Source organism: Guyparkeria sp. (genome assembly GCF_046545975.1).
Lineage (GTDB): Bacteria > Pseudomonadota > Gammaproteobacteria > Halothiobacillales > Halothiobacillaceae > Guyparkeria.
Window position 1 is genome coordinate 1 of sequence record NZ_JBKGYT010000047.1, and the last position, 14,825, is coordinate 14,825.

13 protein-coding genes are annotated in these 14,825 nt (G+C 68.5%); 7 read left to right on the forward strand and 6 right to left on the reverse strand.

The genetic code is table 11. The features are described from left to right. The first annotated feature begins 632 nt into the window (after positions 1–632). Entirely contained in the window at positions 633–929 is a 297-nt protein-coding gene (locus ACLFMY_RS05880) for an EAL domain-containing protein (RefSeq protein ID WP_410763663.1), read from the forward strand. 24 nt (positions 930–953) lie between these two features. Here ACLFMY_RS05880 and ACLFMY_RS05885 read toward each other — a convergent pair whose 3' ends face one another. The 6 genes from ACLFMY_RS05885 to ACLFMY_RS05910 form a co-directional block, all read right to left on the reverse strand. Next, entirely contained in the window at positions 954–1,880 is a 927-nt protein-coding gene (locus ACLFMY_RS05885; RefSeq protein ID WP_410763664.1) for a LysR family transcriptional regulator, read from the reverse strand. A 129-nt stretch (positions 1,881–2,009) separates the two neighbouring features. After that, the gene (gorA, locus tag ACLFMY_RS05890; RefSeq protein WP_410763666.1) at positions 2,010–3,377 is read right to left on the reverse strand and encodes a glutathione-disulfide reductase; all 1,368 of its coding nucleotides are present in this window, start codon (positions 3,375–3,377) and stop codon (positions 2,010–2,012) included. Positions 3,378–3,537: 160 nt separating this feature from the next. After that, complete coding sequence (locus ACLFMY_RS05895) at positions 3,538–4,278, reverse strand: glutathione peroxidase (protein ID WP_410763667.1); 741 nt, start codon at positions 4,276–4,278, stop codon at positions 3,538–3,540. A 239-nt stretch (positions 4,279–4,517) separates the two neighbouring features. Continuing rightward, positions 4,518–5,798 carry a diaminopimelate decarboxylase gene (lysA, locus tag ACLFMY_RS05900; RefSeq protein ID WP_410763682.1) on the reverse strand — a complete coding sequence of 427 codons (1,281 nt, stop codon included), beginning with the start codon at positions 5,796–5,798 and terminating at the stop codon, positions 4,518–4,520. Between the two features lie 26 nt (positions 5,799–5,824). Further along, positions 5,825–5,992 carry an LPS translocon maturation chaperone LptM gene (gene lptM, locus ACLFMY_RS05905; protein ID WP_410763668.1) on the reverse strand — a complete coding sequence of 56 codons (168 nt, stop codon included), beginning with the start codon at positions 5,990–5,992 and terminating at the stop codon, positions 5,825–5,827. Positions 5,993–6,076: 84 nt separating this feature from the next. Continuing rightward, positions 6,077–7,360 carry an RsmB/NOP family class I SAM-dependent RNA methyltransferase gene (locus tag ACLFMY_RS05910; protein ID WP_410763669.1) on the reverse strand — a complete coding sequence of 428 codons (1,284 nt, stop codon included), beginning with the start codon at positions 7,358–7,360 and terminating at the stop codon, positions 6,077–6,079. A 146-nt stretch (positions 7,361–7,506) separates the two neighbouring features. Here ACLFMY_RS05910 and ACLFMY_RS05915 point away from each other — a divergent pair, with 146 nt between their 5' ends. From ACLFMY_RS05915 to secF, 6 genes are all read left to right on the forward strand, one after another. Beyond that, the gene (locus tag ACLFMY_RS05915) at positions 7,507–8,328 is read left to right on the forward strand and encodes an alpha/beta fold hydrolase (RefSeq protein ID WP_410763671.1); all 822 of its coding nucleotides are present in this window, start codon (positions 7,507–7,509) and stop codon (positions 8,326–8,328) included. Between the two features lie 871 nt (positions 8,329–9,199). Then, a complete protein-coding gene (queA, locus tag ACLFMY_RS05920) occupies positions 9,200–10,270 on the forward strand; it encodes a tRNA preQ1(34) S-adenosylmethionine ribosyltransferase-isomerase QueA (RefSeq protein WP_410763672.1) in 1,071 nt (356 codons plus the stop codon). Positions 10,271–10,274: 4 nt separating this feature from the next. Continuing rightward, on the forward strand, positions 10,275–11,420 hold the full coding sequence (tgt, locus tag ACLFMY_RS05925; protein WP_410763675.1) for a tRNA guanosine(34) transglycosylase Tgt: 1,146 nt from the start codon (positions 10,275–10,277) through the stop codon (positions 11,418–11,420). Positions 11,421–11,516: 96 nt separating this feature from the next. Next, on the forward strand, positions 11,517–11,855 hold the full coding sequence (yajC, locus tag ACLFMY_RS05930; protein ID WP_410763676.1) for a preprotein translocase subunit YajC: 339 nt from the start codon (positions 11,517–11,519) through the stop codon (positions 11,853–11,855). A 124-nt stretch (positions 11,856–11,979) separates the two neighbouring features. After that, the gene (secD, locus tag ACLFMY_RS05935) at positions 11,980–13,842 is read left to right on the forward strand and encodes a protein translocase subunit SecD (protein ID WP_410763678.1); all 1,863 of its coding nucleotides are present in this window, start codon (positions 11,980–11,982) and stop codon (positions 13,840–13,842) included. A 37-nt stretch (positions 13,843–13,879) separates the two neighbouring features. Beyond that, a complete protein-coding gene (secF, locus tag ACLFMY_RS05940; protein WP_410763680.1) occupies positions 13,880–14,821 on the forward strand; it encodes a protein translocase subunit SecF in 942 nt (313 codons plus the stop codon). Positions 14,822–14,825 lie beyond the last annotated feature (4 nt).

Sequence of the window (14,825 nt, forward strand, 5' to 3'; positions counted from 1 at the left end):
AAACAAGAACGAGGGGTCCACACGAAGGGAAACCCCGATCGCTCCCCCGGCCGGGCGGCGGTTTTCCCGATCCAGCGGGTGGACGGCCGGGCCGGCGCTGGCCGCCACGGCCCCGGGACAGGTCCAGGGAGGAGTTGCATGAAGGGCAGGGGTTCTCTGAACGGCAGGGCGGCCGAGGGTTGGCTCGCGCGTGGCGGGCTGGTCGCGATCCCTGCGCAGCCTGATGGTGGTCGCGGCGCTGCTGGTGTCGGTGGCGGTCACGCTGGCGGTCTACCTGGCCACCGAGGCCGTGTTCACCCAGACGGTGCAGCGCGCCGGGGTCCAGAACGCCAAGGTGCTGGCGGACGGGACCTTCAACGCCATGTACCAGATCATGCGCCAGGGCTGGACGCGCGAGCAGCTCAACGAGTTCCTCGATTCGCTGAACCGACAGGACGATTCGGGCGCGGTCATCAACGTCTACCGCGGATCGCAGGTCGATCAGCTGTTCGGCCGGATCGAGCAGCCGGCGCCGGACGACACGGCGATGGCGGCATTCGATACCCGCGAGACCCACGTGCGAACCGACCAGGACCTCGTCCGCTACGACCGCCCACTGGTGGCCAACGCCCAGTGCCTGCAGTGCCATACCAATGCCCGGGCCCGAGACGTTCAGCTACCTGCGGCGCTTCGCGTTCGACTTCATCAAGATCGAGGCCGAGTGGCTCTGCGACCACAAGGTCAGCCAGCGCGATCGCGCGTTCATCGACGGCCTGCTGACGATCGCCGAGACCCTGGGCGTGGCGGTGATCGCCCACAACATCGAGACCGACTCCCAGCTCGAACTGGTGCGCGGCCTGGCGATCGAGCTGGCGCAGGGGTACCGCTTCGCCGGGGAAGTCGAGGCGCTGCCCGTCGGGCGGCCCTCGTACAGCTCGGAAGCGGATTGAGCCGGCCGGTCGGCGGGTCGAGCCTCAGCGCCCGGGGCGGGCGATCGAGACGTCGTCGAGCAGCGTGGCGGCCCGTTCGCGAGCCAGTCGCAGGAAGGCATCCATGTAGGCGAGCTGGTGCTCGTCCCGCCGCACGGCCAGGTGCATGGTGCCGGAGAGCCCGTCTCCCAGCGGGCGGGCCTTGATGATGCCCCGCTCGAGTTCCTCGGCGATCGCCCACTTGGGCAGGGCGGCCACGCCGTGCCCGCTGGCCACCCACTGGGCGATCATGGCGGTGAGCTCGGAGCTGCGCTGGCCGGCGGGTTCCACGCCGGCCGGGTCGAGGAAGTGCTGGAAGAGGTCGAGGCGGGCGCGCTCGACCGGGTAGCTGATGATGGTCTGGTCGGCCAGCATCTCCGGCCGGACGCGCTCCACGCCGGCCAGGGGATGGTCCGGAGCGACCGCCAGGACGACCGGGTACCGGAACAGCGGCTCGAAGTGCAGGTCGGGGTCGTCGACCGGGTCGGAGCTGACCACCCCGTCGAGCTGGCCGCGGCGCAGCGCGTCGATGGCGTCGAAGCTGTAGGACAGCGACAGGTCCGTCTCGATCGACGGCCACTCGGACCGGTAGCGTTCCAGCGTCGGGATCAGCCAGGTGAAGCAGGAGTGACACTCCAGCGCGAGGAACAGCCGGCCGGTCGCCCCCCCGGCGATCTGGCGCAGGTCGCGGTCCAGGCGCTCGATCTCCGGCAGGATGGTGTCGGCGGCGGCGAGCAGTCGACGCCCGGCCTCGGTGGGCCGCATGGGTCGCGAGCTGCGCGAGAACAGCGACGTCTCGTAGTAGGACTCCAGCGCCCGGATCTGGTGGGACAGGGCGGACTGGGTCAGGTGCAACTGTTCGGCGGCCTGGGCCAGCGAACCGGTCCGTTCGATCGCGCGCATCGTCTTGAGGTGACGCAGTTCAAGAAACATGGGTCGATTCTCGGTAGAGGGAAGGTCGGCACCGGCGTGCCGGGCAGTCATCCCGTTCGATGGTCGCTGGCGATTGGGCCGCGTCACGGCCGCCGAGTTCCGTCGTGGCGGGGCTGCCCCCGCCGGCGTTCAGGCGTCGCGCGGGGTCTTGAGGGTAACCAGCTCTTCCGAGGAGGTCGGGTGGATGGCCACGGTGTTGTCGAAGTCCGTCTTCGTCAGGCCGGCCTTCACGGCCACCGCAAAGCCCTGCAGCATCTCGTCCGCGCCGTCGCCGACGATGTGCAGGCCGGCCACGCGTTCCTCGTCGCCCACGCAGACCAGCTTCATCGCGGTCTTGAAGCCGTGGGAGGACAGCGCGTAGCGCATCGGCGTGAAGCGCGTCTCGTAGATCGTGACCTGGTCCTCGCCGAACTGCTCGATCGCCTGCGGTTCGGTCAGGCCGACGGTGCCCAGCGCCGGGTGGGCGAAGACCACCGTGGGGATGGTGTCGTAGTCGAGCTTCGCCTTCTTCTGTCCGTCGAACAGCCGGTCGGACAGCTTCCGCCCGGCGGCGATGGCCACCGGGGTGAGCGGGTACTTGCCGATGATGTCGCCGATGGCGTAGATGCCCTCGACGTTGGTGTTCTGGTAGGCGTCGACCGGGATCATGCCGTTCTTCTCTACGTCGACGCCGGCTTTTTCCAGGCCGATGTCGTCGGTGTTCGGCTTGCGGCCGACCGCCCAGATCACCTGGTCGAACGGGCCGAGCTGCTCGCCGCCGTCGCCGTGGATGATCGTGCCCGCCTCGGTCTTCTCCAGTTTCGCCACCTTGAACGGCAAGTGGCGCTCGATGCCCATGGCGTCGAGATTCTCGGTGGCCGTCTCGCGGACCATCGGATCGAAGGGGGCGAGCACGGTGTCGAGCATGTCGAGCAGGGTCACGTAGCTGCCCAGCGAGCGGAGCACCCCGGCGAGCTCCACGCCGATGTAGCCGCCGCCGATCACGGCCGTGCGCTTGGGCAGCTCGTCGAGCTCGAAGAAACCGTCGGAGGTGATGCCGTATTCGGCACCCGGCACCGGCGGAACCAGCGGGCGGCCGCCGGTGGAGATCACGATGTGGTCGGCCGTGTAGGTCTCGCTGCCCACCTGCACCGACTTGTCGCCGGCCAGCCGGCCGTGGCCCTCGATCACGGTCAGGCCGAGGTCGTTGGCGTAGCCGTCCCAGAAGCGGTTGATGCCGGCGATGAACTCGCGGCGCTTTTTCGCCAGCGTGGCGAAGTCCACCGCCCCGGGGGCTTCGGGGAAGCCCCAGTCGGCGGCATCGTCACGGTCGTGGGCCAGGTTGGCGGCGTACCACATGACCTTCTTCGGCACGCAGCCGACGTTGACGCAGGTGCCGCCCAGCGCGGTGGGTTCGACGACGGCGACGTGCTTGCCGTACTGCGCGGCGCGCTCGGCGACCGCGAGACCGCCGGAACCGCCACCGAGCACGATCATGTCGAAATGCTTGCCACTCATGGGTGCCTCCAGGAAAGCTGTTGAAACGTGATGATGGGTGTGTGCCCGCCCCGTGGGGCGGGGAATGCCCTCGGGCTTTCGCCTGACGCCGGGAGCGGTGGCGGCAGGCGAAAGCCGACCCGGAAACCCGGGTCGGTGAACTCTCGGCTCGATCCGTCGATCAGTAGCCGTTCTGCTTCAGCCAGGCTTCGACTTCCTCGCTGCCGCCGACGTGCTTGCCGTCGATGTAGCACTGCGGGACGGTCTCGGTCTGTGCCACGGCACGCAGGGCGCGCAGGTGCACTTCCTCGCCGACGATGACCTCGTCGAACTCCAGCTCCGCGTCGTGCAGCATGCCCTTGGCACGGGCGCAGAACGGGCAGCCCTTGCGGGTGAACAGCATGATCGAGTGCGGCTTCTTGGCGTTCGGCGCCAGCCAGTCGAGCATGGTGTCGGCATCCGAGACCTCGTAGGGGTCGCCCGGCTTTTCCGGCTCGATGAACATCTTCTCGATGGTGCCGTCCTTGACCAGCATGGAGTAGCGCCAGGAGCGCTTGCCGAAGCCCAGGTCGTCCTTGTCGACCAGCATGCCCATGCCCTCGGTGAAGTCACCGTTGCCGTCCGGCAGGAATCGGATGCGGTCGGCGTTCTGGTCCTGGGCCCACTCGTTCATGACGAAGGCGTCGTTGACCGAGATGCAGACGATCTCGTCCACGCCGTGCTGCTTGAACACCGGTGCGAGTTCGTTGAAGCGCGGCACGTGGCTCGAGGAGCAGGTCGGCGTGAACGCGCCCGGGAGGGAGAAGACCGCCACGGTCTTGCCCTTGAAGATCTCGTCGGTGGTCAGGTTGACCCAGTCGTGGTCCTGGCGGGTGCGGAAGGTGACGTTGGGTACCTTCTGGCCTTCGCGGTTCTCCAGCATGCGCAATGCTCCTTATTATTGTTTGATGGTTTCGTGAATGAAAAGGGACGAAAAAAGCGGGGCGGGGCGCGCGCTGCGCCTCGCCGAAGGGAAAATATAGGGGCGATCCGTGAAAAAACAATCACGCTTCGCGCTCGGCGCCCGGGGCTCGTCGAGGGAGGGCGCCGATGAGGGATAACTCTATTTCATTACACGAGGTAATTGAAATTGGGAATTATCATTAACCCGATAGATGTCTGCTATCGATCCAGGGGCGGGAGGCGTTCCAGTGCCCAGAGGGAGTCGAGGGGTTCGCGCTGCCGGATCTCGTGGCAGGTCGCGCCGTCGACCAGCACCTCGGCCGCCCGGGGGCGCGTGTTGTAGTTGGAGGCCATGGAAAAGCCGTAGGCGCCGGCGGCCAGCACCGCCAGCAGGTCGCCCTCGGCCAGGGCCAGCGGTCGCTCGTGGCCGAGGAAGTCGCCCGTCTCGCAGATCGGGCCGACGATCTCCCAGGTGCCCTGCGAGCGCGGTCCCTCGGCGCGGGCGGCCGGCACGATCGCCATGTCGCTGCCGTAGAGGGCCGGGCGCATGAGGTCGTTCATGGCCGCGTCGACGATGGCGAACGACTTGTGGCTGCCCGGCTTGAGGTACTCCACCCGCGTGATCAGTGCCCCGGCGGGCCCGACCAGGAAACGTCCCGGCTCGATCCAGAGCGGCAGTTCGCGGCCCAGCGGGTCGGCGTCCACCACCGAGCGGATCGCCTCGATCCAGTCCGCCGCCGCCGGCGGCGGCTCGTCGGTGTAGCGGATGCCCAGACCGCCGCCCAGGTCCAGATGCTTCAGGCGGATGCCGCGTTCGGCCAGCTGGTGCGCGAGTCTCATCACCCGCTCCGCCGCCGCGGCAAAGGGCGAGACGTCGGTCAGTTGCGAGCCGATGTGGCAGTCGATGCCGATCACGTCCAGCGCCGGGTCGGCGTGGGCCCGCTCGTAGAGGGGCAGGGCCTCGTCGATGGCGATGCCGAACTTGTTGTCCTTCAACCCCGTGGAGATGTAGGGGTGGGTGCGGGCATCGACGTCCGGGTTGACGCGCAGGGAGATCGGCGCCGTTAGGTTCATTTCGGCGGCAATCGATGCGATTCGATCCATCTCGGCCTCGGATTCGACGTTCAGGCAGCCGATGCCGGCGGCCAGCGCCCGCCGGATCTCGTCGGCCGACTTGCCGACCCCGGAGAACACCACCCTCGCCGGATCGCCGCCGGCCGCCCGTACGCGCTCGAGTTCGCCGATCGAGACGATGTCGAACCCGGCACCCAGGCGGGCGAGCAGGCCCAGGATGCCGATGTTGCTGTTGGCCTTGACCGCGTAGCAGATGCGATGGGCCCGGTCGCCGAAGGCCCCGGTCAGGGCATCGAATGCCGATTCGATCGCCGCGCGGGAATACACGTAGGTCGGCGTGCCGAAGCGCTCGGCCACCTCGGCGGCACGGACCCCCTCGATCATCAGGTCATCGTTGTCGCCACGGGAGAACGGGGCGGGAAGCATGGTCTGGGGCACGGGGTTCCTCCGGGTCATTCCTGCGTCTGGTCGTCGGTGGCCGCGTCGGACTCTGTCTGTGTCGTGCCGTCGTCCGGCAGGTACAGCGGGCCCTTCTGGCCGCAGCCAGCAAGCGTCATCCCGAGGGCGACGGCCAGCAGGGCGGCACGTGGAACAAACGTGGTGATGGCGGTGGGCTGCATGCGTCCTCCGGACCGGTGGCGACGGGTGTACCGGCGATTATGCCTGAGCGATCCCGCGTTTTGGCAGCCGGGCCGGGTCGCGACTCAGTCCGGGGCGCGCAGGCAGGCGATGAAGAAGCCGTCGCAGCCGTGCCGGTCGGGCCGCAGGCGGACCATGCCCCGCTCGATCGCGTCACCGGGCAGGTCGGCGGGCGGCGCCGGGTGCCAGTCGGGGTGGGAGGCGAGGAATGCCTCAACGATGGCCTCGTTCTCTTCGCGCCACAGGCTGCAGGTGGCGTACACCAGCAAGCCGCCGGGGCGGGTCGCCCGCGCGCCGTTCTCGATCAGTGCCCGCTGCGTGCGCGCCAGCCCGGGCCAGTCGATGCGCGCCCAGCGCAGCTCGGGATGGCGTCGCCAGGTGCCCGAGCCGCTACAGGGCGCGTCGATCAGTACCCGCTCGAAGCGGCCGATGTCATCGGGGAGCGGTGCCGTGGCATCCAGCGGGCGCAGGTCGAGGTCCCGGTCCCCGTGGCGTGCCGCCCGCTCGGCCAGTCGTTCCAGCCGGTCGGCGTGCAGGTCGCAGGCGGTTAGCGTGATTCGGCCACGGGTTTCGTCCAGCATCCCGAGCGTCTTGCCGCCGGCGCCGGCGCAGAGGTCGAGCACCCGCTCGCCGGGCCGGGCATCCGTGGCCCGGACCACCCACTGGCTGCCGGCGTCCTGCACCTCGAAGCCGCCGGCGCGGAAGGCGTCGAGGTGCGTGAGGCGTGCCGGCCGGTCGAGGCGGAGTGCATGCGGCAGGCCGGGGATCGGTCGGGTCTCGATGCCGGCGGCGGCCAGTTCCTCCTGAAGCGCCTGGCGATCCTGGCGACGCGGATTGAGATGCAGGTCGACCGGCGCGCGGCCGTCCAGCGCATGGGCCAGGGACCCGGGATCGGGCGGATCCAGCCGCTGCCAGCGCGCCTCCGCCTCGTCGGAGAGGTTGAAGCGCACGGCGGCAGGCAGGTCGTCGACGGATTGCGCCGTGGCGCTCGAGACGCGGTCGAGGTGTTCGGTGGTCAGCCCGGCCGTCTCGGCCAGCACGGGGTCCATCCGTTCGGCCAGGGCGATGGCGATGCCCACCCGGGCGGCCATCGGCGGGTCGCCGGAGGCGAGCAGCCAGTCGATCAGGCGCCGCTGGCGAAGCACGAACAGCACCAGCTCGCGGACCCGTTCCCGGTCGCGGCGCCCCATCCGGCGGCGGCCCGCCAGCTCGCGCTGCAGGGTGCGGTCGGCGGGGAGTGCCCCGTCGGTGATCCGCTCGAGCAGCTCGGCGGCCAGCGTCAGCTGGGCGGGGAAGATCCGCCCCCGGGGCAGCGCGGGAGCGGGCCAGTTGGCAGGCGATTCGGTCATGGACACCCCTCGGGGCGGATTGCGGTCGGTGTGTCGTCAGCCGCCCCGCCGTCGAGCGCCGGGGCGATCCTTTGGTAGTATCTCACGATCAGACACGCGGCCCGGCCGTCCTTGCCGGGACACCGCCTGCCTCAAGGGAACCTTCAATGACGACGAACGACAACGCGGCGGTCGACCTGCACTTCGAGGAACGAGGTGGCGGCCTGCCGGTGATCATCATGCACGGCCTGTTCGGCTCGCTGTCCAACTGGCGCGGCATCGCGCGCTCGCTGAGCGAGCACTTCCGTGTCATCAACGTCGACCTGCGCAACCACGGGCGCTCCCCGCACGCCCCGGGACTGGGCTACGAGGCGATGGCGAACGACGTCATCGCCCTCATGGACCGGCTGGGCATCGAGCGGGCGCACCTGGTCGGTCACTCGCTCGGCGGCAAGTTGGGCATGGTGCTCGCCGACCGCTACCCGGAGCGGGTGGCGCGGCTGGTCGTGGTCGACATCGCGCCGAAGTGGTACCCGCCGTGGCACAAGGACGTGTTCGCCGCGCTGGACGCGGTCGACCTCGATCGCCTGGAATCGCGGGAGCAGGCGCGTCAGCAGATGGCCGCCCACGTCTTCGAGCCGGAGGTGCGGGCGTTTCTCGCCGCGAACCTCGAGCAGGTGGATGGTCGCTGGCGCTGGCGCTTCAACCTGCCCGAGCTCAAGGCGGCCTACGAGCACACCTCGGACATGCCGCCGCTGTCGGGTTTCTATCTGGGGCCGGCGCTGTTCATTCGCGGGGCGCAGTCCGCCTACATCGAGGCGGGCGACGAGACCCGCATCGCCCGCGATTTCCCCCAGAGCTGCATCGTCACGCTGGAGCGCGCTCGCCACTGGCCGCACATCGAGGACACCCCGGGCTTCCTCGACGCCGTGAACCGCTTCTTCGTCCACGGCTGTCGCGCGTTCGACGGCGACCGTCCCTCCTTCTGATCCCGCCGCGGGGCGCCTTGCCCCGTGTAGGAAAATTCCTACAACACGAAGCGACATTTCCTACGAAACTTTTTGCCATTTCGGCTACACGTTTGGCCTCGACAAGCGCAACATAGGTTCCGTGCTTGGATGCACACGGGCAGGAAGCCCGGCGGCCAGGATGGCCGAGGGATCGGACTGGCATGAAAGGATGCTTGCGCAGGAAGCAACGGGCAGAGGATCTGCCCGAAGATCGGGTTGCCGGGCCATGCCCGGCTCGCGTCAGGCGCTTGACTAAGGATTGCGCACCGTAAACAACCGAACTCGAGGAAGAGTCCGGGTTTTTTGCGGACCGCCATGGAGGCAGCGGCGCGATCGGCAGGGAAGCCGGGCCCGATCGAAGGATTGCCGAGCGCCCAGGGACGGGTGCTGCCAGGGATGGCACAGGACGATCGGCGCTGGATGCGTGAAGCGGGTGCCGGACGCACCACGAACACCGACGGGAATCGTCGGCAACAACAAGAAATCGCAGGGATGTCGCGGGCGAGCCAAGAAGCAACAGGACGGGCAACGGATCATGCCCTCGCCTCAGGGAAGAGCTCTCGCCCAATGCCCAGGGATCGGGTCTACGACTCAGCGCACGGAGCAGGCGCAAGGATCTGACGGCAGGCAAGCCTCTTGTTCGTGGCCAGGACGGCCCCTCCTTCTTTTCCAGTACGTCATCGAAGCCACCCCGGGTTCGCTTTCCATCATCGTTGACCAAGCGACCGACCAGTCACGCTGGCATCGGTGCCTTGTCGTGTCCGGCGATTCCTCGCCGCGGGCGGGCCGAGGCCGTCTCGACGGCAGAATGGTGGCCTGCTCTGCCGGGCCGGGGTAGACTGCGCCGGCCATGAAGCTCGACGCATTCGACTACGACCTGCCTCGCGAACGGATCGCGCACCGCCCGGCCGAGCCGCGCGAATCCGCGCGCATGCTCGTGCTGCCCGCCGACGGCGGGATGCGGCACCGGCACATCGCGGACCTACCGGAGGAGATCGGCGACGATGACCTGCTGATCCTCAACGATACCCGCGTGATCCCGGCGCGGGCCTTCGGCCGCAAGGCCTCCGGCGGCAAGGTCGAGTTCCTGCTCGAGCGACTGCTGCACAGCGACCGGGCCCTGTGCCACATCCGCAGCAGCCGCTCGCCGCGCGTCGGCACGCGGCTGGTGATGGAGGGCGGCGCGATCCTCGAGGTGGTCGACCGCCAGGGCGCGCTGTTCGAGGTGGCGCTCTGCGAGGAGAGCGACCACGAGAGCCTGCTGGCCTGGCTGGAGGCCCACGGGCACATGCCGTTGCCGACCTACATCGAGCGTCCGGACGACGAGCGTGATCGCCGGGACTACCAGACCGTGTTCGCCCGGCGCGAGGGGGCGGTGGCGGCCCCGACCGCGGGACTGCATCTCACCGAGGCGCTGCTCGAGACACTCGCCGCCCGCGGCGTGCGCATCGCCTACGTCACGCTGCACGTGGGTGCCGGCACCTTCCAGCCGGTGCGCAGCGAGACCATCGAAGCGCACGAGATGCACAGCGAGTGGACCGAGGTCCCGGAGCAGGCCGCCGAGGCGATCGCCGCCGCTCGCCGGCGGGGCGGACGCGTGGTGGCCATCGGGACCACGGCCGTGCGCGCCATCGAGACGGCCGCCCGTGCCCACCCCGACCGCGCCGCCCGGGGCGAGGTCGGCCCCTACCAGGGCGACACCCGGCTGTTCCTCTATCCCGGCCAGCCGGTGCACGTGGTCGATGCCATGCTGACCAACTTCCACCTGCCGCGCTCCACGCTGCTGATGCTGGTCTCGGCATTCGCGGGCCGGGAGCGCGTCATGGCCGCCTACCGCGAGGCGGTCGAACGCGGCTACCGTTTCTATTCCTTCGGGGACGCGATGTTCATCGAGGCGGCCGCCTCGCACAGGGGACGCTGATCGCATGAAATTCGACCTGCACGCCTGCACCCTCTCGCGGGACGTGGCCGATCGCCGCACCGGCCCGCGCCGGGGCCGGATCCGTTTCGAGCGCGGCGAGATCGAGACCCCGGCGTTCATGCCGGTCGGGACCTACGGCACGGTCAAGGCAGTCACTCCCGAGGAACTGACCGAGCTGGGGGCGCAGATCGTCCTGGGCAACACCTTTCACCTGATGCTCCGTCCGGGCACGGAGATCATCCGGCTGCACGGGGACCTGCATGACTTCATGCACTGGGAGCGGCCGATCCTGACCGACTCAGGCGGCTTCCAGGTCTTCTCGCTGGCCCAGATGCGCAAGATCACCGAGGAGGGAGTGCGGTTCGCCTCGCCGGTCGACGGCAGCCGCGTGCTGCTCACCCCGGAATCCTCCATGCAGGTACAGCACGAGCTGGGCTCGGATATCCAGATGATCTTCGACGAGTGCACGCCCTACCCGGCCACGGTGGAACAGGCCGGCGCCTCGATGCGCCTGTCGCTGCGCTGGGCGGCGCGGTCGAAGGCCGCGTTCGAGGCGCTCAGGCCCGCGGGCTCTGACCGGGCCCTGTTCGGCATCGTGCAGGGCGGTATGCACGAGTCGCTGCGGCGCGAGTCGGCCGCCGGGCTGATCGAGCTGGGTTTCGACGGCTACGCGATCGGCGGGCTGTCGGTGGGCGAGCCGCTCGAGGAGCGCAATGCCGTGCTCGAGTTCACCCTGCCCGAACTGCCTGACGATCGGCCGCGCTACCTGATGGGCGTGGGCAAGCCCGAGGACCTCGTGGAGTCGGTGGCGCGCGGCGTGGACATGTTCGACTGCGTCATGCCCACCCGCAACGCGCGCAATGGCCACCTGTTCACCCGTTACGGCGACGTGCGCCTGCGCAACGCGCGCTACACCCGTGATGTCGCCCCGCCGGACGCGGACTGCGACTGCTACACCTGCCGGCATTACTCGCGCGCCTACCTCAAGCACCTGCACCGGACGCGCGAGGTGCTCGGCGCACGCCTGAACACCATCCACAACCTGCACTACTACCAGGTGCTGATGGCGGAGATGCGCGCGGCCATCGAGGCCGACACCTTCGAGGCCTTCCGCTCCCGCTTCTACGCGGATCGTGCTCGCGGGGTCTGAAACCACAGGCGGGCGGCCTAATGCAAATGCCCGGGCTTGTGGCATACTCCCGAGTCGTTCGAAATACTGCAAATCCAACCGGGAGCACCAACCACGATGTTCTTTATCAGCGATGCCATGGCCCAGTCCGGGGCAGCCGGCGGTGAACCGAGCCTGCTGGCGACCTTTCTGCCGCTGCTGCTCATCTTCGCCGTGATGTACTTCCTGCTCATTCGTCCGCAGGTCAAGCGGCAGAAGGAGCACAAGAAGCTGATCGAGTCGATCGAGAAGGGCGACGAGGTGGCGACCACGGGGGGGCTGCTGGGCCGGATCGTCGGCGTCGGTGACACGCTGGTCGTGCTCGAGATCGCCGACGGCACCACGGTGGTGGTGCAGCGCTTCGCCATCGCCTCGGTCATGCCCAAGGGTACGATCAAGGACGCGCGCGAGGCCTGATCCTCCGCCACCGACATCCAGGGCTCGCCGCGGCGAGCCCTTCGTCATTCCCGCCTGCCGACCACGGATGCACGTCGGCCGGCGACGCCCCTCCCGGGGCGGATCTCACGCGAAGGCCTAGAAGATGAACCGCTACCCACTGTGGAAGAATCTGATCGTCGTAGTCGTCTTGCTGGTCGGGCTTTTCTACGCACTGCCGAACTTCTTCGGCGAGGAACCCGCCCTGCAGATCTCCAAGCGCGACGGCGCCATGGAGCAATCGGCACTCACCGAGGCGAAGAGCGCCCTGCGCGCCGCCGGCATCGAGTACAAGCAGGCGGACCTGCTCGACGATGACGGCCTGATCCGGTTCGGGTCCACGGACGACCAGCTCAAGGCCGTGGACGTGGTCCGTGCCGCCTTGGGTACCGACTACCCGGTGGCCCTGAACCTGGCGCCCGCTGCCCCCGCCTGGCTGACCGACCTAGGCGCCCTGCCGATGTACCTGGGTCTCGACCTGCGCGGCGGCGTCCATTTCCTGATGCAGGTGGACATGGACGCCGCCATCGATACCGCGCTGGAGCGTCGCATCGACGGCATCCGTTCCGACTTGCGCGGCGCCGAATTGCGCTACGTGTCGGCCGAGGTGGACGAGGACGGGGCGATTCTCGTGCGCTTCCGCGATGCCGAGGCACGGGATGCCGGCATCGATCGCCTGGCGGACGACTACGAGGACCTGTCGTTCGAAACCACCGAGATCGATGGCGACCCCTACCTGCAGGCTCGCATGACCGAGGAGGGCGTCGAAACCGAGCGCAAGGCCGCGCTCGAGCAGAACATCACCACCCTGCGAAACCGGGTCAACGAGCTCGGCGTCGCCGAGCCGCTGATCCAGCAGCAGGGCGAGAGCCGCATCGTCGTCGAGCTGCCTGGCATCCAGGACACGGTGCGTGCCAAGGAGATCCTCGGTGCGACCGCCACCCTCGAATTCCGCCTGGTACACGGTTCGCCGGCCGACTGGGAAGATGCCGCCGAGTCGGGCAGCGCTCCCGCCCAGGCCAAGCTCTACGAGCGTCGCGAGGGTGGGCCGGTGCTGCTCAAGCGCCAGGTCATCGTTACCGGCGATCGCGTCACCGGTGCGTCATCGGGCTTCGATCAGGATTCCGGTTCGCCGGCCGTGTTCGTCGATCTCGACAGCCAGGGCGCGCGGCGCATGGCCGACATCACCGGCGACAACATCGGCAAGCAGATGGGCGTGGTCTTCATCGAGAACCGGTTGGAAAGCGAAGTGGTCGACGGCGAACTGGTCGAGGAGAAGCGCTTGGTCGAGGAGGTCATCAACGTGGCCACCATCCGCGACCAGCTGGCGCACCGCTTCCAGATCACGGGCCTCGACTCGTCCGACGAGGCGCGCAACCTCTCGCTGCTGCTGCGCTCCGGCGCGCTGCGTGCCCCGATGGACATCGTCGAGGAACGCACCGTGGGCCCGAGCATGGGGGCCGACAACATCAAGGCCGGCGTGCAGGCGGCCGTGCTCGGTTTCGTGCTGGTCGCGGTCTTCATGATGATCTACTACCGCGTCTTCGGCGTGATCGCGGTGGTGGCGCTGGTCTCCAACCTGGTCCTGATCGTGGCGGTCCTCTCCATGCTGCAGGCCACGCTGACGCTGCCGGGCATTGCCGGGATCGTGCTGACGGTGGGCATGGCCGTGGATGCCAACGTGCTGATCTTCGAGCGCATACGAGAGGAGTTGCGCAACGGGATGACACCGCACGCGGCGATCAAGGCCGGCTACGAGCGCGCCTTCTCCACCATCCTGGATGCGAACATCACCACGCTGCTGGCGGCGTTGGCGCTGTTCGCCTTCGGCACCGGCCCGATCAAGGGCTTCGCGGTCACGCTGTCGATCGGCATCCTCGCCTCGGTATTCACCGCGGTCATGCTCTCGCGTGCGCTGACGAACCTGGTCTACGGCCGCAAGGCGCGCCTCAAGGGCCTGGCCATCTGAGCCGGCCCGTCCGCAACGGAATCAAGACGAGTACGCTATGAACATCTTTCCGCCCGACGCGCGATTCGACTTCTTCGGCAAGCGCTTCTACGGCTATGCCCTCTCCGTGATCCTGCTGCTGGTGGCGGCCGGCTCGCTGCTGAGCAAGGGCCTGGACCTGGGCCTGGACTTCACCGGCGGGGTGGTGGTCGAGCTGGGCTATCCCGGCGGGGCCGACATCGACGCGGTCCGCGACACCTTGAACGAGCGCGGCTTCGAGGATGCCGTGGCGCAGTTCTTCGGTTCCTCCGAGGAGGTGATGGTCCGCCTGCCGCCGACGGACGAGAGCCAGTCGCGCGTGGCCGACGAGCTGCTGACCGCCCTGCAGTCGGAATCCGACGACGTGGAAATGCGCCGGGTCGAGTACGTCGGCCCGGCCGTGGGCAAGGAGCTCTTCAACGCCGGCGGCCTGGCGCTGCTCGTGGTGCTGGCCGGGATCCTCGTGTACGTCGGCTTCCGCTTCCAGGTCCGGCTGGCGGGCGGGGCCATCCTGGCCCTCGCCCACGACCTGGTCGTGGTGCTTGGGCTGGTCAGTCTGCTGGGCGTGCGCTTCGACCTGACCGTGCTGGCCGCCTTCCTCGCGCTAGCAGGCTACTCGATCAACGACACCATCGTCGTGTTCGACCGCATCCGCGAGAACTTCCAGAAGATGCGCAAGGGTACCGAGCAGGAGGTGATGAACGCCTCGATCAACCAGACCATGTCGCGCACGGTGATCACGTCCGGGACCACCTTCTTCACGGCGCTGGCGCTGCTGGTCTTCGGTGGGGAGGCGCTCTACGGCTTCTCGCTGACGCTGCTGCTGGGGATCGCCATCGGCACCTTCTCCTCCGTCTACGTGGCGTCGGCGGTCTCCCTGGACATGGGTCTCAAGCGCCAGGACCTGCTCAAGATCGACGATCGCGAGCGTCTCAAGGAGGCCGAGGACCGCGCCCCCTGACCGG